The organism is Bacillus sp. RCC_6_1, from assembly GCF_041360755.1.
Taxonomy (GTDB): Bacteria; Bacillota; Bacilli; order Bacillales; family Bacillaceae_G; genus Bacillus_A; species Bacillus_A cereus.
The window spans coordinates 109,860-129,293 of record NZ_JBFUPV010000014.1; the positions used below are offsets into that span (position 1 = coordinate 109,860).

A 19,434-nucleotide genomic window follows, 5' to 3' on the forward strand; every position below is an offset into this window, starting at 1 on the left:
ATAGACACAAATGCACACTTTTTAAGGTGAATATCATTTGTAACTTGATTACATTGTAAACTATTTTCCAGAGAAAAACGTGATTGTGAAAATTTTAAGATAAATAAAGTTATACCAGGATATCCAAGAAATAGAAAAAAGCTATCTTATTATAAGAAAGATAGCTGAATATTTTGTATATTTAGTTTATTTCTCGTGTGACAGTTCGTGGCTGTTCAAGTGTGACAATTTTTTTATATTTAACTTGGTATAAAATGTAACAAATAATCATAAATGGAATGCCGCAATAAAGAGCAATTCTTTGATCTGGAATGAAAGCCAAACTAACAAATGTAATGAAATTGAGCGAGAACGCTACGATTGGAACGAGTGGATAGAGCGGTGTACGATATTTTAAATCATTTATGTCGCCACCATTTTTCACGAAATTTCTACGGAAGAAAAACTGTGAAGCGGCGATTGACATCCAAACTACAACGGCAGCCATTGCTGCAATAGATGTTAAAACTAGAAAGACAGTATCTGCCGCAAATACACTTGTTAGTAAGGACAGGCTAGCGAAAATTAGGCTGAAAATTAATGCATTTAGCGGTACACCTTTTTTAGTTAATTTCGTAAATGCTGGACTTGCCATTCCTTGTTTTGCCATCGCCCACAGCATACGAGAATTTGCGTATAGACCAGAGTTAGCAACGGATAATACAGCTGTAATAATAACAAAGTTCATAATGTCTGCTGCATATGGGACACCGGCTACATCAAATACAAGTACAAAGGGACTTTCAACTAGATTAGCCTCTTGCCATGGGAGTAAACCTACAACAACTGATATCGCTAAGACGAAGAAGAAGAGAGTTCGCCAAATTGTATTTTTTATTGCTTTTGGAATTGTTTTTTCAGGATTTTCACTTTCTCCTGAAGCGATTCCAATTAATTCTGTTCCTTGGAAGGAGTAATTTACTGTAATCATCGTAAGAAGAACAGCTAATGCACCGTTGGGAAATAGCCCGCCATTTTCAGTGAAATTATGAAGCATTGGAGCTGGCTTTCCATTAAAGTCTAGTAGACCGAACATAACAGCGCCACCAAGCACGATGAAAATGACAATTGTCGCGACTTTTACACTTGCGAACCAAAACTCTGCTTCTGCATATGCTTTTGCTGATAAAGCGTTTACGAGGAAGAGTGCTGCTGCAAATGTAACGCACCAAATCCAGGAAGAAACTTCTGGAAACCAGCGTTTCATTAAAATACTTACAGTTGTTAACTCTACGCCAACTGTAACAGCCCAATTTAACCAATACATCCAACCGACAACAAATCCAAAACCAGGTGAAATGAATTTGCTTGCATAACTTTGGAATGAACCTGCTTCTGGCATAGCAACGGATAATTCACCAAGACATAACATCGTTAAATACATAACAAATCCACCGACTAAAAATGCAAGAATAGCACCACCAGGTCCGGCATTATGGACGATTTGACCAGATCCCATAAATAGCCCGGTTCCGATAACACCGCCGAGTGCAATCATAAATAGGTGTCTACTTTTCATTGTTCGTTTTAAATCTGTTTGTTCAATTTGTTGATTCATATGCCCCTCACCCCGTATTTTTTTGAATGTGTAAACTTCGTTTTATTCTGAGTTTTTAATCATTAGTGGGGGATGCAAAACACACTCGGTTTATTTGCTATGAAATGAATGGAGTATGTAAAAAACGAACTATGACTAAATACTCTAAGAATGTTTGTTAACATGGTGATATCTTCACTATGTTAACAATTTTGATTTTAGCAAAATATTCTGGAAATGTATATTTATTTTTCTTTTTATTAAAAATAATTAGAATTTTTATAATTCATTCTATGAGCGATAATTCACATGATCTTTCTAGCAAACTAGTAAGAAGAAGGGTACAATGATAAGAGTTGTGTCTGTAAAATAATAATTAATGGAGTTTTGTTTATAATGAAAAAGTTAAAATATCTTTTTGTTTTTGGGATTATAATTGCTGCTGCGTTTTTTATAGGGAAAGATAAAATCATGCAAAAGGCGCAAGTTCTACGCCTAGAATTTCTATCTGAAATGAAAGAAGCAGCTATGATTGAAGATGTTCCGTTTATTAAACAATTACCAGAATTACCTCGAGGATGTGAAGTGACAAGTTTAGCTATGTTGCTGCAATATAAAGGTGTACAAGTAGATAAGATGCAACTTGCTAGCGAAATTCATCGTGTTCCATTTGAACAAAATGGTTTGCGTGGAAATCCTTACGAGGGATTTGTGGGAAATATTTATACAAAGGCAGAGCCTGGATATGGTGTGTACAATAAACCAATCTTTGATTTAGCAGAAAAATATGTTCCTGAAAAAGTAATTAATTTAACAGGTAGAGACATGCAAGATATATATAAAGTAATTAGTTCAGGCTCTCCGGTATGGGTCATTATTAATACGACGTTTAAGCCGCTAGCTGAAAGTAGTTTTGAAACATGGAATACGAGTTCAGGCGAAGTGAAAATTACATATTATGAGCATAGTGCAGTAGTAATTGGATATGATCAAAACTTTGTATATGTAAATGATCCTCTTAAAAATAATCCACGTTTGGCTGTTCCGCGAGCAGAATTTGAGAAAGCTTGGGAGCAAATGGGAAAACAAGCAATTACTATTTTATAATAATGAAAAAGTCATCTTTTGGATGGCTTTTTCTTTTTAGTTTATCATCACTGAAAATTCAGAATATTCTTTTAAAAGTTAACAATTCACGTTATAATAACATTTAACTTGGTGAAGAAGGGGAGAAGAGAAATGGATGTTGCAAAGGAACTTGTTTTGTCAAAAAATCAGTTAGTTGAGTGGAGAAGGCATTTTCATAAGTATCCAGAGTTATCTTTTCAAGAAGAAAAAACATCGCAGTTTGTGTTCGATATACTTCGGAAATTTCCATGTTTAGAAGTGTCACGGCCGACTAAATATAGTGTGATGGCAAAGTTAGTAGGTAAACATCCGGGCAAAACAGTTGCGATTCGCGCCGATATGGATGCTCTTCCTATTCATGAAGAAAATGAGTTTGATTTTATTTCTACATATAAAGGTGTAATGCATGCATGTGGTCATGATGGACATATAGCGATATTACTTGGGGTTGTATATAAGTTAGTAGAAGAAAGAGAGAAGATTAAAGGGGAGATTCGTTTTCTATTCCAACATGCTGAAGAGAATTTTCCTGGTGGTGCAGAGGAGATGGTTGCTGCAGGTGTAATGGAAGGTGTGGATTATATTATTGGTGCTCACCTTTGGGCGTCGTTAGAGGTTGGGAAAATAGGTGTTATTTATGGTCCTGCAATGGCTGCACCGGATGTTTTTAAAATTAAGATAGAGGGAAAAGGTGGACATGCTGGAATCCCTCATGAAACGGTGGATAGTATTGCAATCGGAACACAAGTCGTTTCGCAACTTCAGCAAATTGTATCTCGCCTCACGAATCCATTAGATTCTCTCGTAATATCTGTTACGCAATTTCATGCGGGGACAACTCATAATGTAATACCAGAGCAAGCCGAGATTGAAGGGACAGTGAGAAGTTTAAGACATGAATTACGAGGTGAAACAGAGAAGAAGATTGAGCGGATTGTGAAGCATATTACGGAATCTTACGGAGCGAAATATACATTTTCATATGAATATGGGTATCGACCAGTTGTAAATGACTATGAAGCTACAGAGCTTATTGAACAAACGGCATTACAACTTTATGGAAGGGATAGAGTTGTTCGTTTACAGCCGACGATGGCTGGAGAAGATTTTTCAGCGTTTTTACAAAAGGCACCGGGGACATTCTTTTTTATCGGAGCGGGAAATAAAGAGAAAGGTATTATATATCCTCACCATCACCCTCGTTTTACGATTGACGAAGATGCATTACCGATTGGAGTGGAAGTCTTTGTATCAGCCATTATGAAATTTATAAGTAAAGGAGAATGAGATGAAGAAAATACACATTCTAGCGCTTATCCCAGTTCTTTGTTTAGTAGTTGGGCCAATATTTGTGAATTCAGTTACTCCTTACGTATTAGGGATGCCATTTTTATTATTTTGGGTATTATTATCAGTGTTTATTACATCTTTTTGTATGGGGCTTGTGTACGTGTTTGATCCTGCTAATAAGGAGGATGTAAAATGACTGCATTACTTATCATTATTTTATTTTTGTTTCTCGCACTATTTTTAGGGATTCGGGCACAACATGGAAAAGATATGAATTTAGAGCAATGGTCAGTTGGGGGAAGAGGGTTTGGCACTATTTTTGTTTTTCTCCTTATGGCAGGTGAAATTTATACGACGTTTACATTTTTGGGAGGAAGTGGCTGGGCGTATAGTAAAGGAGCACCTACCTTTTATATTTTAGGCTATGGCGCTTTAGCTTATCTTTTATCGTATTTTTTATTGCCACCGATTTGGAAGTATGCGAAAGAGCATAACCTTGTTTCACAGTCGGATTTTTTTGCGAAGAAATATAGAAGTAAAGCGCTTGGGATTATTGTTTCAATTGTTGGTGTTGTTTCCATCATCCCATATCTTGTTTTACAGTTAAAAGGACTGGGAATTATCGTTTCAGAAGCTTCTTACGGAAGGGTGTCACCTGTTGTTGCGGTTTGGATTGGTGCTATTGTTATAACTATATATGTAATGGTTTCAGGTATACATGGTTCGGCTTGGACGGCCGCTTTGAAGGATATTATGATACTGTTTATCGTTATGTTTTTAGGTATATATTTACCTTATCATTATTATGGAGGATTTCAGCCGATGTTTGAGGCTGTAGAGGCAGCGAAACCGGGATTTTTATCTTTACCTGAAGAAGGAATGAGTATTTCTTGGTTTGTTTCTACTATTATATTAACGGCCCTCGGTTTCTATATGTGGCCTCATACATTTGCTTCTGCTTTTTCTGCAAAAAATGAAAAAGTATTTCGTAAAAATGCAGCAATTATGCCATTGTATTCTTTAGTTTTACTTTTCGTATTTTTTGCAGGATTTGCTGCTATATTACAGGTTCCGGGATTAAAAGGAGCGGATGTAGACCTTTCATTGTTCAGACTTGCTCTTCAAACGTTTGACCCTTGGTTTATTGGAATTATTGGTAGTGCGGGAGTATTAACGGCATTGGTTCCAGGTTCGATGCTTGTTATGGCGGCTTCTACACTGTTAGCGAAAAATATTTATCGAACGATAGTTCCATCTGCTTCAGATAGACAAGTTGCTAAGATGGCAAAATTATTTGTGCCTGTAGTAACGCTCGTGGCAGTTTTATTTACATTTAAAGGAGGAGAAACAATAGGAGCACTTCTATTAATGGGATACAGTATCGTTACACAACTTTTCCCTGCACTTGTATGTAGCTTGTTTCCACGTCAAATTATTACGAAGCAAGGGGCGATTGCAGGAATGGGAGTTGGGCTATTAGTGGTCGCATATATTACCTTATCTGGTTCAACTATAGCCACGATGTTTCCGAGCTTCCCGCAGTATATAAAAGATTTGAATGTAGGTATAGTCGCATTGTTAATTAATATAATTGTGATGTTTGTAGTTAGTGGATTTACAAAAGGTGTATCTATAAAGAAAAACAATACAATAGTAGAAAAGTAATTCGTTTATCCCGCATTAACGGGCAGTAAGACCCTCAACTCAAAATTAAGCGGAAGCAAAGAAGTTAGGTAGGGGCCCTGCTGCCTGTAAAAGTCCGATTGGTGAGGGCTGATTAAAGTTTTACTTTATTAGAGCTATCTTTGAAAAGAGATAGCTCTTTTTTGTATATATTTTCTTCAATTAGCGGAATCTAACTAAAAACTTGTTGAAAAGGAAGTTAGGTGGGGAAATTGTTAGAGCTTGAAGGTAACTTATTTGAAGTTATGAAAGAAATTAGGGATGAGTTAGGTTCACCTAATGATTTAACAATTAGAGAAGTTGTTCTTGCTGGGAGTTTTACACGTTGTGCGGTTGTGTTTTTATGTGGGTTAACAGACAAGGATAATGTTTATAAATATGTAGTTCGTACTCTTCAATATGAAGAAGTGCAAAATGAAGCGGCTGTCGTTCAGACGTTATTGGATCGTTTTATTTCTATTGCGGAAGTGGGTAAGAAGACAACGTTTCCGGATATTATAAATGCGATTTTAGCGGGAGATACAGTTATATTAATTGATAATATTCAAACTGCTATCGTTATTAATAGTAGGGCTTGGGAGAAGAGAAGTTTAGAGCCACCAGTGACAGAAGATTTAATACGCGGACCGAGAGTTGGATTAAATGAAGATATTAATGTGAATAAAATGTTAATCCGACGCAGTTTACGCGATCCAAAGTTGAGGTTCCAATCTTATATTATGGGGAAGCGATCGCAGAAAGAAGTAACCCTAGTATATATAGAAGATATTATTAATCCTCACATTGTAAAAGAGTTAGATCGCCGTCTTCAATCAATAGTGACAGATGTTATTTTGGAAACAGGTACGATTGAACAATTAATTCAGGATAATAATTTATCTCCATTTCCACAGTTTTTGAATACAGAGAGGCCAGATAATATTATAGCGTCATTAGCGAAGGGAAAAGCGGCCATTTTAGTAGACGGATCTCCGTTTGCTCTTATTGCACCGCTTGTGTTTGTTGATATTTTTCAATCTGTAGAAGATCATTACGAGCGCTGGGTGATTGGAACGTTACTAAGATTTTTACGTATGGGTTCAGGTATAATCGCGGTTTTGTTACCAGCTATGTATGTAGCACTTGTATCTTATCATCAAGGACTTATTCCTTCTAAACTGGCTTATTCAATTGCAGGTGCGAGGGAAGGTGTTCCGTTCCCAGCATATATTGAAACGTTAATGATGGCCTTGACTATGGAATTAATACGAGAAGCTGGAATCCGATTGCCCAAACCAATGGGACAAACGATAGGGATTGTAGGAGGTCTTGTAATTGGAGAAGCTGCGGTAAATGCAGGGATTGTAAATCCGTTTTTAGTTATTATTATTGCAGTTACTGCGATTGCTACGTTCTCGCTTCCTGTATATAGTATTACGATTACGTTCCGGATTTTACTTTTCGTCTTTGTATTAGCTGCAACGGCTTTTGGGTTGTATGGGATCATTCTAGCTCTGATTGCACTTGCTGTTCATATTACAAATTTAACAAGTGTTGGTATACCGTATACAACTCCAATTGCTCCTGCATTTTATAAAGATTGGAAAGAAGAATTTATTCGCATACCAAAAGCGATGTTGAAAGATAGACCGGAGTACTTACAAACAAAAGATTCTACAATACGTCCAAAGGAGCGAAAATAATTGAAACCATTTGAGTATGGCGATGAAGAGATTGGATCTCGGGAAATTGGGTTTGCGGTATCATCGACCATTATTGGTATAGGGGCATTGTCTATGCCAAGAGATATTGCTAACCAAACTTTATTTTCGGACGGTTGGATTATCTTGCTTTTGGGTGGACTGATTTGCGCAGTTTTAGGCTGGTTTGTGACGAGAGTGGCTATCTTATTTCCAAAACAAAATTTTGTTCAATATACGAGTGCGCATTTGACGAAGCCTGTTGCATACACAATTAGTAGTATTTTAGTATTAACGTTTGCTGCTTTGACAGCGTATGAATCGCGAATGATTTCAGTTATTTCTCAAACATATTTATTTAGTGATACACCAATACAACTACTGTCTTTTTTCTTCTTATTAGTTGTTATTTATGGAATAGCAGGATCAAGAGCAGCCTTATTAAGGTTAAATGTTTTATTCTTGCCTATTGTTTTAATTGCGATAGTACTTCTTTCTTTATTGAATATAAATTTAATGGAAATAAATAATTTACTACCAGCTTTTCAAACGAAAGTAAGTCAATATGCTGTTGGAGTTAAAAATTCTATTTTTACGTTTATTGGATTTGAAGTAGCTTTATTTTATGCGGTGTTGCTGAATGATAAGACAGCGAAAAAAGCGCCAATGGCAGTCGCGAAAGCGGTGATGGTAAACGTGCTGTCATACATTTTAATTTATGTAACTTGTATTAGTGTTTTTACGTATATGACAACACGTGGATTGACATATCCAACAATTGAATTAGGGAAAGAAATTGAAATTGGTGGAGGATTTTTAGAAAGGTTTGATGCGATTTTTTTTACGACTTGGATTATTACTATTTATAACACGACAGCAATGTACTATGATGTCGCATCTTTATTGTTTTGTGCTATGTTTCCGAAAGTGAAGAAACATATTTTTATTTTCGTAAGTGCCCCAATTATTTTTATGGCGAATATGATACCTAGTAGTTTGAATGCTTTATCAAGTTATGGGACTTATTTAGCTTGGATAGATATGGGGTGTGTTGTGTTAGCACCTTTGCTTGTTTTAATTGTATATAAAATAAAAAGAAGGAATGGTGGAAATGAAACACCTTCTTAAAATTATAATGGTTATGGCTTTAACTGGATTTATGAGTGGGTGTTCTGAGTTAGAAGAGATAGAAGAAAGAGGATTTGTAGTAGGAGCGGCTTACGATATCGTGAAGGAGAAGAAAGCGAATCCAATTATGAAAGGGACCTATCAGATGGTACTCCCCAGTAAATTGTCTCAACAGGGTGGACAAGGGGGTGGGGATAGCGAAAATTATATTAATGTTAGTGCAAAAGCAGATAGTGTATTTGAACAAATAAGAATAATCGCTAAAAAAATTAGCCGTACATTATTTTTCCCTCATATACAAGTGATTATTTTCTCTGAAGAATTACTTTCACATCCATACATTTTACAAAATACGTTAGATGTATATATTCGCGATCATGAAATGAGAAGAAATATTCGTTTGTTCGTTTCTAAGAAAAATGCAGAAGCTATTTTAAAACAAAGTGCCAAGCCTGAAAATTTACCGGCGCAGTATATTGATATGTTAGCTGAACACCCTCCGAAAAATGCCCAAATGATTGAGGCTGCAAGAATTGGGGAGGTACAGGAGAAGATGATCTCTAACCGCAGTTTTGTATTACCTATTCTTGAACTGACAAAACAAGGGGTACAAATGAACGGTGCAGCATTGTTTCGTGGAAAGGATAATAAATGTGTAGGCAATTTGAGTGGGGAAGAAACATTAGGGATGAATTATATAATAGGCAAAAAAATTGGAGGTTTTTTTACGATTCGTAAAAAAAATCAACTTATTACATATGAAATTCATAAGTTGCGTCGAAAAATTAAAGTATCTACAACGAATGCTACAAAACCAAAGTTTGATATTCATTTATCTCTGGAAGGCACATTGGCTGAGTTGCATTTCAGTGATCATAAAAAGGTTTTGAATGAAAAGCGTTTAGAGAAGGATATATCGGAAGAAATGGAGGAGCGTATTCAAAAATCGATTAAGCTTGTTCAAAAAAAATATAAGGTAGATGTATTAGAGTTAGGGGAAGTGTATAAGCGACATAATTATAAAGAGTGGACAAAAATAAGTAAGAATTGGGATCAAGGCGAAAATTACTTTAGTAATGCTGAAATTACTGTTCATGTTCATCCAACAATTGAACATTCAGGTTCAGCTTTACCGAAAAGAGTGAAATAAGGTGATGAAAGTTGTTTACTGGATTAGGAATTAGTTGCACGATATTAATGGCAGTTCTTCCAGGAACTATATATTTTATTCATAAAAAACTCACAACGTATGGAGCACAGCCGTGGAATACTGATGTGCAAAAAAAGAAACCTGAATAATTTCAGGTCTCTTTCGTGCAAAGCATATGTGAAGGGGGATACCTTCTATGTATGCTTTGCTTTATACAAGCTCTAACCAATGTACCAATTGTGTAGAGAGGAATGTAACAACAATGGCGATAACGGTAGGGATTGCAAACGATAAGAATGTCCATTTTGCACTTTTTGTTTCTTTGTATATATTAACAAGTGTTGTTCCGCACGGGAAATGAAGAAGTGAGAACAACATTGTGTTTAACGCTGTTAACCAAGTCCAACCATTTTCTAGGAATAGATTTTTAATTTGATTAAAATCATCTATTTCAGTTAAAGCCCCAGTTGATAAGTAAGACATTAATAAAATTGGGATTACAATTTCATTAGCGGGTAGTCCAAGAATGAATGCAGCTAGAATAAACCCGTCAAGTCCTAACATTTTAGCAAATGGATCTAGGAAGTTTACAAAATACATAAGTAAGCTTGTGTCACCGATAAAAATGTTAGCAAGTAACCAAGTTAATGCAGCCGCAGGGGCAGCAACAACTATAGCTCGTTTTAAAACATAGATTGATTTATCGAGTGTTGCGCGAACAATGGTATTCCAAACTTTTGGCTTGCGGTACGGAGGTAACTCAAGTGTGTAGTGAGTTGGAATCCCTTTTAAGGCTGTCTTTGATAGTACCCAAGAAACAGTTAATGTCATAATAACACCAATTACAACCATTCCAACTACAACGCCAGCAGTAACCAATGTTTGCATACTGCCTGTATAACCAGCAGCCATAAATAGTGAAGCCATTAAAATTAACATAGGCCAGCGACCGTTACAAGGAACGAAGTTGTTCGTTAAAATTGCTAGCATACGTTCACGTGGTGATTCAATGATACGTGTTGACATAATGGCTGCTGCATTACAACCAAATCCCATTGCCATTGTTAAAGATTGTTTCCCGTGTGCGCCGGATCGTTTGAATAAGCGGTCCATATTAAACGCGACACGTGGTAAGTATCCGTAGTTTTCTAATAGCGCGAACATAGGGAAAAAGATTGCCATAGGTGGTAACATAACGCTAATAACAGCACCGATACCACGGAACAAACCAAGTATTAAAATGCCATGTAACCATTCAGGTGCATGCGCTGCTTGGAACCAAGATGTTAAATATCCTTCGGCCCATCCGAAGAATTCGGCAATCATATCAGATGGTACGTTAGCGCCTGCAATTGTAAGATAAAAAATAATAGATAAAATACCGAGCATAATTGGGAATCCCCAGATTGGAGATGTGAAAATTTTATCTAGTTTTTCAGAACGATATAATTTATCAGTATTTGTATATTGGACAGATTCTTTACATATGCTTGCAGATGTTCGGTAAATATCTCCGACTATATCATCTCGTATATCTTCTTTTGAAAGTGTTTGTGCATGTTGAATAATATAGTCTAATGGAAGACCTTTACTGGCTGAGTGAGATTCCATTAATTACGACCTCCCTTACAAGTGGTTCATTATGGTGTTTTTGAAGTGTAGTTAAGAAATTTTTATCTCCATCTAATATACGTAACGCAATCCAACGTGCTGGATACGTATCACCGAACACTTTATAAATTTGTGGTTCTAATTCCTGAATCATATTTTCAATTTTTTCGCTGTAAGTAATTTTAATTGGTGTTGGAATTAGTTTTTTATTTGCTACTCTTGCAATAACATTTAGCAAATGACCAATACCTACTCGGTTACGTGCTGAAATTTTAACGACAGGTACACCAAGTGATTTTGCTAATTTCTTTTCATCGATAACAATCCCTTTTTTCTCGGCTTCATCAATTAAGTTAATGCAAATGACTACATTATTTGTCATCTCCATCACCTGGAGTGCTAAATTTAAATTTCTTTCCATAGCAGTTGCGTCTATAACAACTACAGTTACTTCTGGTTTTTCAAATATAATATAATCCCTCGCTACTTCTTCGTCTGCGGAATTTGAGTATAGTGAGTAAGTTCCCGGTAAATCTATTAATGTATAATTACTTCCGTTATGTTCATATTCTCCTTCAGCTTTTAAAACAGTTTTTCCCGTCCAGTTTCCAGTATGTTGTTTTAAGCCTGTTAAAGTATTAAATAATGTACTTTTCCCTGTATTCGGGTTACCAGCTAAAGCGATACGATGTTTGCTCATCTGAAATCATCTCCTATTAATACCCCGAAAATAAGGGAGCTTTCTTCTTTACGCAGTGCAATAGTTGTGTTGCTCACTTGATAAGCGACCGGATCTCCAAGTGGACTGCGTTGCAATACTTTAATCGTCGCCCCCGGGATAAATCCCAAATCTAATAAGCGTCGTTTCATAGTTCCTTCTAATTGTATCTTCTCAATTTGTACAAACTCTCCTATTTTAAATTCGGAAAGTGGTTTTATATTAGCCGATACCATAAAAGTTACCTCATCTCTATATTTTTAGTTTGAGTTTAAAAAGTTTCCTAAGGTAAACTTTTTGTTAGTAATATAGTAGACTACATTGGATTATGTTGTCAATTAGTACTTTAAAAATATTCATTTATTTTTAGAATTGTTCCAATTTATTTAGTTGTACTAAAAAATATTACTGAAATTATTTTTAATGTGCATAAATTAGGTGTGTAAAAATTACAAAATACAGCGGAATTGTAAATGTAACTTTAACGAAAAGGGAAAAAGAGAGAAAAACATTTACATTGAATTTACATTGTTAAGAATATATTTACATTGCAGCGTAGTTAGTGTGGTTTTTGTTGGGTTATTTAACTATAAATGTTGGGATTTCTAGCTTTTAAGGATTATTATCGTCATTTACTTAAAATTAAAAATTGCTTAACACTCACATAATATTGTTGTCCTACAATGAATTTGTGTTCGAAAGAAAATGAATTCGAAAAGTGATAATCCAAATGGGGGTACAAGACATGGTTATGAAAAAAGGTATTAAATTTTCTTTAGCAGCTTTAGTGGTAGCAGGAGCATTAGTTGGTTGTGGGAAAGCAGAAGATACAACTAGTAAAGAAACTGCTAAAGGAAGCGATAATACAAAACAAGAATTATCAGGTACGATTGCAGCGGCTGGTTCTACAGCTCTTCTACCTCTTGCGGAGGAAGCTGGAAAGAAATTCATGGAGAAAAATTCAAAAGTTTCTATTCAAGTTCAAGGTGGCGGTAGTGGAACTGGGATTAACCAAGTAGCATCTGGTGCAGTGCAAATTGGTAATTCGGATGTTCCGTCCGGAGATAAAATAAAAGATGCTGAAAAGGCGAAAGAATTAGTAGATAACAAGGTAGCGGGTATTGCATTCGCTCTTGTCGTAAATAAAGATGTAAAAGTTGATAACTTAACAATGCAACAAGTACAAGATATCTTCACTGGAAAAGTAACAAACTGGAAAGAAGTAGGCGGAAAAGATGAAAAAATTAATGTAATTAATCGTCCGGCTTCATCTGGTACACGTGCTACATTTGAAAAAACGATTATGAAAGACGCGAAAATTAATGATGGAACTGGTACAACACAAGATTCTAACGGTGCAGTAGAGCAAGCGATTAACTCTACTCCTGGTTCGGTGAGTTATTTAGCAATGTCTTACATGGTCGGCGAGAAAAAAGGCGCACTACAAACAGTGAAAATTGATGGTGCTGAACCGAAAGTTGAAAACATTGCGTCTGGTAAATATCCATTCTGGTCTTACGAATATATGGTAACAAAAGGTGAAGCGAAGGAAGCGACGAAAGCTTACATCGATTATGTAAAAGGTAAAGATTTTGAAAAGCAAGTAGAAGATATGGGCTACATTCCAATGTCTAAATTAAATAAGTAATAAAATTTTATGGGGCTGGCTGCAAGGCCAGTCCTGTTCATTTCAATCTGTGAAGTGGGGTCTGTCCTGTGATGAAGGGGAAAAAACAAATTAATTACGTAAAAAGTGAATATATAGGAAGATCACTTGTTACGTTTTGTGGTATTTTTATTGTTTTAATTACATTAGCTATTATTGCGTTTATTTGTGGGAAAGGTATTCAATCTTTTACACAAAGTGGTATCTCATTTACTGAGATGTTAACATCGACAAAATGGAATCCAAATGCTGATCAAGGATCCTTCGGGGCTTTAATTTTCATTGTAGGTTCAACGGTGGTTTCGTTAGGTGCGGTTATTATTAGTGCACCAATTGCTATAGCTCTTGCTATATTCATGAATTTAATTTCGCCAAAGTTTGGAAATAAAGTATTGAAGCCTGTTCTAGAATTGTTAGTTGGTATTCCTTCGGTTGTATACGGATTATTAGGTGTTACGATTTTAGTACCACTATTACGTGATTCGTTTGGGGGAGTAGGCTTTAGCTTAATTGCAGGTATTGTTGTATTAAGTATTATGATTTTACCTACTATTGCTAGTATCGCTTCTGATGCAATACGTTCTGTTCCATTTGATTATTTAGAAGCTTCTTATGGTCTAGGATCAACGAAATGGCAAGCGATTAGCCGAGTAATTGTTCCTGCTGCGAAGAAAGGGATTTTAACAGGTGTTGTTTTAGGTTTAGCGCGTGCTTTTGGTGAAGCGCTAGCGGTTCAAATGGTAATCGGGAATACGATTAAATTACCAGAAGGAATATATAGTCCGACAGCGACGTTAACTGGTATTTTAACAATGGACATGACGAATACATTGAACGGAACTGCTTGGAACAATGCGCTATGGACTTTAGCGATGATTTTACTTGTTATTTCATTCCTGTTTATTTTAGTAATTCGAGCGATTGGGCAAAGAGGTGAGCGATAATAATGAATGCAAGAACGGTAAATAAAGTTTGGACAGGTATCTTTTATGCGGTTGCAGCTTTAGTTGTAGCTTTGCTAGTGTTCTTAGTATTTGAAATTTTACAAAAGGGATGGGGATTTTGGGATCCTAATTTCTTGTTTGGAGAACCAAGCAATACAAGAGCTGGTGGTGGGATTGGTCCGCAGTTATTCAATTCCTTCTACATGCTTGTTATAACGCTTATTATATCTATTCCTCTTGGATTAGGTGCTGGAATATATTTAGCAGAGTACGCAAAACAAGGACGTTTTTTAAATTTTGTTCGTCTATGTATAGAGACGATGGCGTCTTTACCTTCTATTGTTGTTGGTTTATTTGGTTTGTTAGTGTTCGTTACAATGACAGGTTGGGGATACACAGTAATGGGTGGTGCTCTTGCTTTAACTATTTTAAATTTACCAGGTTTAACGCGTGTTTGTGAAAATGCGATTTCAGAAGTTCCTCATAATGTAAAAGAGGCAAGTCTTGGATTAGGTGCAACGAAGTGGCAAACAATCGCTCGTATTATTATCCCATCGTCATTACCACAAATTATTACAGGGATTATTTTAGCGGCGGGTCGTATATTTGGGGAAGCGGCAGCATTAATTTACACAGCGGGTTTAACATCCCCGATTTTAAATTCAGCAGCGGATTTATCAAGTCCTGCGCATCCTTTAAATCCGTTTAGACCAGCTGAAACATTAGCGGTTCACATTTGGAAATTAAATTCTGAAGGAGTTATTCCAGATGCGAAGTTGATTGCGACAAAATCTGCAGCTGTATTAATTATTATGGTATTACTATTCAATGTTATTTCACGCTTGATAGCATCTATATTACACAAGCGCTTTACAGGAACGAAAAGAAAAAGTAAAACAACGAAAAAGGTAAAAGCGGCATAAATTATAAAGAAGAACTCTCTATTTATAGGTAGGGGGTTCTTTTGTATTTTAATATAGAAGGAATGGATGTAATGATTGTTGAATTTGTGATTAATTATAAAGAAGAACAGATGTAATTTGGATTGTGGATTCTAGTAAACCTATAGAGCAATATGTGGAAAAAATGATGGATTTTATGAATAAATAGAGAGAAGGCGTTATCTTCATTTGTGAAGGTAACGCCTTTTGTTTTTAAATATCAGGTGTTTCTGTAGAAGTGCTTATTTTCCTACGGGAGCGTCTTTTTCTCCCGATTTTATCTAATAGTTCATACATAACTGGAACGACTACTAATGTAAGAGCAGTTGAGACTGCCAAACCGCCGATGACGACGACGGCTAAACTTTTTGATACCATACTTCCTGCTTGGGATTGGCCAAATAGGAGTGGGAGCATAGCAACGATTGTTGTAATAGCTGTCATAATAATTGGGCGTAGTCTAGTAGAACCTGCTTCAAGTAAGGCTTCTCTAGTTTCCATTCCGTGTTCCCGATTTTGTTGGACTCTTTCTATTAATACAATAGCGTTTGTAACAACAATCCCGATTAACATTAATGCGCCGATCAAGGAATTTACATCAACAGGTGTTCGTGAAATGATTAATCCTAAAATACCACCGACAGCAGCTAACGGTAAGGAGAATAGGATTGCAAAAGGAGCACGTGCTTGCCCGAAGGTGATAACCATAATTAAATATACAATCCCGATTGCAATCCCCATAATTTTGAATAAATCTGTAAAATTCTCTTGCATAGATTCAGTAGCTCCTGCGATATTTACTTTTGCACCACTAGGTAAATCTAAGTCAGTCATCGCTTTATTTACTGCTGTGTTTACTTTACTCAAATCTTCATTTGAAGCTTCGGCTGTAATTTGGATTGTTTCTTTTCCGTCTTTATGGAAAATTTCTGTTTGCGTTTGCTTTTCTGAAATAGTTGCGATGTCTTTTAAAGGTATTGGTCCATTAATAGGTGATAGTATGTTTGTATTTAAAATATCTTCTTGTTTATTAATGTTTTCTTTTTTGTGTTCTATCATAATAGTAGCTTTTTCGTTATTAATTGTAATTTCGCCAATAGGTGATTTCTTCATAAGGAATGCTACTTGTTGCGCAGCTATTTCTGGTGTTAAACCTAGTTGTTCAGCCTTTGTTTGATCAATATGAATTTGCCGTTCTTTTTTAGAGTCTTCTAAATTTGTTTTTACTTTAGAAAGATCATCCATGCTTTTTAGTTTTGTTTCAACGATAGTAGCCGCCTCTTTTAAATCCGCTTCGTTAGTAGCTGTTACGTTAAATTGTAAGTTATTGCCGCCGCCAGAGCTTGAATAACTTGTTTTTATATAATCAAGTTCAGCAGGCTCAAAAGTTTTATTTTCCTTTTTTAACTCTTTAATATATTGATCAATATCAGAACCTTTTTTAAAGACTACGAATATACTAGCGAGGTTATTTTTAGTTGTTTGCCCCCATTGTGCATCTTCTGCGCTAGATCCCATTCGTAAAATAACGTCTGTTATATCTGAATTAGAAAGTAATTTCTTTTCAAAATCAAATGCTTTTTGTTTTTGAGATTCAGCATTATAATCGGCTGGAAATGTCATGTTAATAGATAACATTGTGTCGTCTTCAGATTTTATGTTTGCTTTCGGTAGTAATATATAAGCTGCAATTGATCCTACAAATAATAAAAATGCAGTAAGTAGAATAATGAATTTATGAGAAAGAGCCCACTTTAATGTAGCGACATATCGTGATGAAGAACTTGGCTTTCGATGCTTTGTTTTTTTGAGTAGTAAAAAAGCCATAAGTGGAACAACTGTTAGTGCAACGATTAAGGATGATAGTATAGAATATACAACTGCTAATACCATAGGTAACATTAATTTTCCGATTGCTCCCGATACGAGGCCGATAGGTAAAAAAACAGCGACCGTTGTTAAAGTAGAAGAAGTAATTGCGACTGCGACTTCTTTCGTTGCATCGAGAATGATATCTTTAGAGAAAGAATCTTTTTGTAAACGGCGGAAAATATTCTCGATGACAACGATACTATCATCGACGAGACGTCCAACCGCAACAGCTAAACCACCGAGGGTTAAAATGTTAAGCGTAATGTTAGATTGATGTAGTAAAAAGAGTGTTAATAAAATAGATAATGGAATACTGACAACAGCGATGAGTGTTGTTCGGAAGTTACGTAAAAAGATTAAGATAATTAGAGTTGCAGCGATTGCTCCAAGTATTACTTCTTTTCCCATGCTAGTAACAGCATTTTCAACTTGTTCATGGGTTGAAGCCAAAAGTTTAATAGAAAATTGATCTTTATATTCCTTATCTATCTCTTTAACTTTTTTATCAATCTCTTTTCCAATGGCAACTGCATTTTTACTCGGTTCTTTCATGATGATTAATCCTGTGCCTTCTTCTCCGTTTATATGTGAGATTGTATCGTAGTGTTGTTTAATTTCAATTTGAGCAATGTCTTGCAATTTCACTTGGGGTGCCACAGTGATGTTTTTAATGTCATTTACATTTTTTATGTCCCCAATGACGCGGAGGTTGTATTCTTCCTGATTAACAGTAATTGCCCCAGCTGGAGTAGAAGTTTCTTTTCCTTGTAAAACAGTTAGTACCTGCTGTGATGTTACGTTTTTGTTTTTTAATTGGTTCGGATCAAGTACGATAGATAATTCAGAGGTGGATTTTCCGAAAAACATAACGTTGGCAACACCATCAATGTTTTCGAGTTGTGGTACGATTTCTTTTTCAATTTGTTTTTCATCTGCTTTTGAAAAACCGTTTTGTTTCTGGATAGTAATTTGAGCGAGTGGAATCATAGAAGTGTTTAATTGACTAACTACGGGCTTGGTTACATTTTTAGGTAATTTAATTGTATTGACGGCTTTTTCGACTTCGCGTGCTGCATCTTTCATGTTTGCTTTTGATGTATACGCAATGTCGATACGTGATAATCCCTCGTATGTAGAAGAAGTAATGGTGTCGACGTGTTCTAAATTGCGAAATTGTTTTTCGAGAGGATCAGTTACATCCTTTGTCATCGTTTCAGCGTCGAGTCCTTGAGATAAGGTTGTGACGGTAATTGCCGGATTGTCGATACTTGGTAAAAATTCCATAGGTAATTTAGAGCCGGAATAAACACCGAGTATGGAAATGAGAAAGATCATGATGATAATGGCAGCTCGGTTTTTTAATGAAAACTTTGTTAACCTATCCATAAAATAATTCCTCCATTGGTTTATTTATAGTTGAGTGCGTCCTTTCTTACTATATAACAAAAAATGGATATTTTTCATTAATTAAATGTAAAAAAATTCTAACAATATACTTAAGTTTATATTAGGATTGGAATGTTGTTAATTTGTAGGGGGGAATTTTCGAATGAGAAGGAAGGGGATAATGCGTGCGAGTGGCTGTTTAATGTAGATGGGATTTTTTCTTACGGCTAATTTGTATAGTTATTTTATAGAAGGATAATTATTATAAACCTTAATATAGAAGAGAATGAAAATTTGGGAAGGTATTGTGAAATTCAATTTTGTTGAATGAAGTGTAGTAGTATACAATCAGAATAACTATTTTTAGTAGAGAGGATAATAGTTATTTCTATAGAAGAAAGTAGGGTAGATAATTTTTTTATATTTTTATAAAAAAACACTTGTTATTTAAAAAGTGTGATGGTATATTAATAAACGTCGCTGATGCGGAAACGCAGAAAACGACAAAAAAGAAATTTTAAAACTTAGTTGACATCGAAAAATGAAGATGTTAATATGATGAAGTCGCTTCTGAAGCGGCGGACAAGTTCTTTGAAAACTGAACGAAACAAACAACGTGAAACGTCAATTTTTATTTTAGATGCTAGACAAACTAACTTTAT

The 19,434-nt window shown here is 35.5% G+C and carries 16 protein-coding genes; 11 read left to right on the plus strand and 5 right to left on the minus strand.

What is annotated here, in order from left to right:
- Nucleotides 1-181 precede the first annotated feature (181 nt).
- The gene (locus AB6801_RS26255; RefSeq protein WP_087964873.1) at nt 182-1,597 is read right to left on the minus strand and encodes an amino acid permease; all 1,416 of its coding nucleotides are present in this window, start codon (nt 1,595-1,597) and stop codon (nt 182-184) included.
- 375 nt (nt 1,598-1,972) lie between these two features.
- Between AB6801_RS26255 and AB6801_RS26260 the strand changes: the two genes are divergently transcribed.
- From AB6801_RS26260 to AB6801_RS26295, 8 genes are all read left to right on the plus strand, one after another.
- Nucleotides 1,973-2,683, plus strand: coding sequence for a C39 family peptidase (locus AB6801_RS26260; protein WP_000734482.1), 711 nt, complete (start codon nt 1,973-1,975; stop codon nt 2,681-2,683).
- A 132-nt stretch (nt 2,684-2,815) separates the two neighbouring features.
- A complete protein-coding gene (locus AB6801_RS26265; RefSeq protein ID WP_016117179.1) occupies nt 2,816-3,991 on the plus strand; it encodes an amidohydrolase in 1,176 nt (391 codons plus the stop codon).
- 1 nt (nt 3,992) lies between these two features.
- The gene (locus AB6801_RS26270; RefSeq protein WP_000719837.1) at nt 3,993-4,190 is read left to right on the plus strand and encodes a DUF3311 domain-containing protein; all 198 of its coding nucleotides are present in this window, start codon (nt 3,993-3,995) and stop codon (nt 4,188-4,190) included.
- Nucleotides 4,187-5,659, plus strand: coding sequence for a sodium:solute symporter family protein (locus AB6801_RS26275; RefSeq protein ID WP_000125932.1), 1,473 nt, complete (start codon nt 4,187-4,189; stop codon nt 5,657-5,659). Before AB6801_RS26270 ends, AB6801_RS26275 begins: the two co-directional genes overlap by 4 nt.
- Nucleotides 5,660-5,880: 221 nt before the next feature.
- Nucleotides 5,881-7,359 (plus strand): spore germination protein GerLA, encoded by a 1,479-nt coding sequence (gerLA, locus tag AB6801_RS26280; protein WP_002196203.1) that lies wholly within the window; start codon nt 5,881-5,883, stop codon nt 7,357-7,359.
- Nucleotides 7,360-8,484, plus strand: a complete 1,125-nt coding sequence (gerLB, locus tag AB6801_RS26285) for a spore germination protein GerLB (RefSeq protein ID WP_000802004.1) — start codon at nt 7,360-7,362, stop codon at nt 8,482-8,484. It abuts the gene before it with no gap.
- Nucleotides 8,468-9,634 carry a spore germination protein GerLC gene (gene gerLC, locus AB6801_RS26290; RefSeq protein ID WP_000681627.1) on the plus strand — a complete coding sequence of 389 codons (1,167 nt, stop codon included), beginning with the start codon at nt 8,468-8,470 and terminating at the stop codon, nt 9,632-9,634. Before gerLB ends, gerLC begins: the two co-directional genes overlap by 17 nt.
- 11 nt (nt 9,635-9,645) lie before the next feature.
- Nucleotides 9,646-9,783: a hypothetical protein gene (locus tag AB6801_RS26295; RefSeq protein ID WP_000493997.1), complete on the plus strand. Its 138-nt coding sequence runs from the start codon at nt 9,646-9,648 to the stop codon at nt 9,781-9,783.
- A gap of 61 nt (nt 9,784-9,844) precedes the next feature.
- Here the strand turns inward: AB6801_RS26295 and AB6801_RS26300 are convergent, their stop codons facing one another.
- From AB6801_RS26300 to AB6801_RS26310, 3 genes are read right to left on the minus strand one after another with little or no spacing between them, the layout of a single operon-like run.
- Nucleotides 9,845-11,245 (minus strand): nucleoside recognition domain-containing protein, encoded by a 1,401-nt coding sequence (locus AB6801_RS26300; RefSeq protein ID WP_065704863.1) that lies wholly within the window; start codon nt 11,243-11,245, stop codon nt 9,845-9,847.
- On the minus strand, nt 11,223-11,945 hold the full coding sequence (locus tag AB6801_RS26305) for a FeoB small GTPase domain-containing protein (protein WP_000033868.1): 723 nt from the start codon (nt 11,943-11,945) through the stop codon (nt 11,223-11,225). The genes AB6801_RS26300 and AB6801_RS26305 overlap by 23 nt, the downstream gene beginning before the upstream one ends.
- A complete protein-coding gene (locus AB6801_RS26310) occupies nt 11,942-12,199 on the minus strand; it encodes a FeoA family protein (protein WP_000252982.1) in 258 nt (85 codons plus the stop codon). Before AB6801_RS26310 ends, AB6801_RS26305 begins: the two co-directional genes overlap by 4 nt.
- Nucleotides 12,200-12,708: 509 nt before the next feature.
- Between AB6801_RS26310 and AB6801_RS26315 the strand changes: the two genes are divergently transcribed.
- The 3 genes from AB6801_RS26315 to pstA all read left to right on the plus strand — a co-directional run bounded on the left by AB6801_RS26315 (nt 12,709) and on the right by pstA (nt 15,496).
- On the plus strand, nt 12,709-13,611 hold the full coding sequence (locus AB6801_RS26315; protein ID WP_000245109.1) for a phosphate ABC transporter substrate-binding protein PstS family protein: 903 nt from the start codon (nt 12,709-12,711) through the stop codon (nt 13,609-13,611).
- 71 nt (nt 13,612-13,682) lie between these two features.
- A complete protein-coding gene (pstC, locus tag AB6801_RS26320) occupies nt 13,683-14,573 on the plus strand; it encodes a phosphate ABC transporter permease subunit PstC (protein ID WP_000676676.1) in 891 nt (296 codons plus the stop codon).
- 2 nt (nt 14,574-14,575) lie between these two features.
- Nucleotides 14,576-15,496 carry a phosphate ABC transporter permease PstA gene (gene pstA / locus AB6801_RS26325; protein ID WP_000994140.1) on the plus strand — a complete coding sequence of 307 codons (921 nt, stop codon included), beginning with the start codon at nt 14,576-14,578 and terminating at the stop codon, nt 15,494-15,496.
- Between the two features lie 231 nt (nt 15,497-15,727).
- Here pstA and AB6801_RS26330 read toward each other — a convergent pair whose 3' ends face one another.
- A complete protein-coding gene (locus AB6801_RS26330; RefSeq protein ID WP_097999569.1) occupies nt 15,728-18,772 on the minus strand; it encodes an efflux RND transporter permease subunit in 3,045 nt (1,014 codons plus the stop codon).
- Nucleotides 18,773-19,434: the final 662 nt, after the last annotated feature.

Bases quoted from the DNA above. Each gene is read 5' to 3' on its own strand.
- AB6801_RS26255 (WP_087964873.1), bottom strand. From the start codon at position 1,597: ATGAATCAACAAATTGAACAAACAGATTTAAAACGAACAATGAAAAGT.
- AB6801_RS26260 (WP_000734482.1), top strand. From the start codon at position 1,973: ATGAAAAAGTTAAAATATCTTTTTGTTTTTGGGATTATAATTGCTGCT.
- AB6801_RS26265 (WP_016117179.1), top strand. From the start codon at position 2,816: ATGGATGTTGCAAAGGAACTTGTTTTGTCAAAAAATCAGTTAGTTGAG.
- AB6801_RS26270 (WP_000719837.1), top strand. From the start codon at position 3,993: ATGAAGAAAATACACATTCTAGCGCTTATCCCAGTTCTTTGTTTAGTA.
- AB6801_RS26275 (WP_000125932.1), top strand. From the start codon at position 4,187: ATGACTGCATTACTTATCATTATTTTATTTTTGTTTCTCGCACTATTT.
- gerLC (WP_000681627.1), top strand. From the start codon at position 8,468: ATGAAACACCTTCTTAAAATTATAATGGTTATGGCTTTAACTGGATTT.
- AB6801_RS26300 (WP_065704863.1), bottom strand. From the start codon at position 11,245: ATGGAATCTCACTCAGCCAGTAAAGGTCTTCCATTAGACTATATTATT.
- AB6801_RS26305 (WP_000033868.1), bottom strand. From the start codon at position 11,945: ATGAGCAAACATCGTATCGCTTTAGCTGGTAACCCGAATACAGGGAAA.
- AB6801_RS26310 (WP_000252982.1), bottom strand. From the start codon at position 12,199: ATGGTATCGGCTAATATAAAACCACTTTCCGAATTTAAAATAGGAGAG.
- AB6801_RS26315 (WP_000245109.1), top strand. From the start codon at position 12,709: ATGGTTATGAAAAAAGGTATTAAATTTTCTTTAGCAGCTTTAGTGGTA.
- pstC (WP_000676676.1), top strand. From the start codon at position 13,683: ATGAAGGGGAAAAAACAAATTAATTACGTAAAAAGTGAATATATAGGA.
- pstA (WP_000994140.1), top strand. From the start codon at position 14,576: ATGAATGCAAGAACGGTAAATAAAGTTTGGACAGGTATCTTTTATGCG.
- AB6801_RS26330 (WP_097999569.1), bottom strand. From the start codon at position 18,772: ATGGATAGGTTAACAAAGTTTTCATTAAAAAACCGAGCTGCCATTATC.